Origin of the sequence: Vibrio sp. T20, from assembly GCF_007858795.1 — a bacterium.
Classification (GTDB): domain Bacteria; phylum Pseudomonadota; class Gammaproteobacteria; order Enterobacterales; family Vibrionaceae; genus Vibrio; species Vibrio satsumensis.
The window spans coordinates 1-310 of the sequence record NZ_VFEB01000089.1; the positions used below are offsets into that span (position 1 = coordinate 1).

Consider the following 310-nt stretch of genomic DNA (forward strand, 5'->3'; position numbering starts at 1 on the left):
CCTTTGTATCATTTATTAAGTCAGTAGTTACTTTGTGATTATAAGCACGATTGATAAGCAACTATATGATATGCATCAATAATTGCAACCAAACCGATCTGTCATTTATCGAAATTGTATTCTTAATCGTTGGCGCTTTCTTTTTTTACTGCGACAATACCGCTTGTGTCCTTGCCTCAAGTATGGATATAGCTTACAACCCAAGCGCTGGTCTGTACGAGTGAAGTTGAACACTTCATTAAGTGGCTTTCCCATACCAAAAGTTATCCGTAACTTTCTAATTTAAGTTATTGCTCTAAGAAGGTTATGT

1 pseudogene is annotated in these 310 nt (G+C 35.8%); it reads right to left on the reverse strand.

What is annotated here, in order from left to right:
- Positions 1-97 precede the first annotated feature (97 nt).
- Positions 98-213, reverse strand: a pseudogene (locus FTW16_RS24930) (IS30 family transposase); the annotation flags it as partial.
- Positions 214-310: the final 97 nt, after the last annotated feature.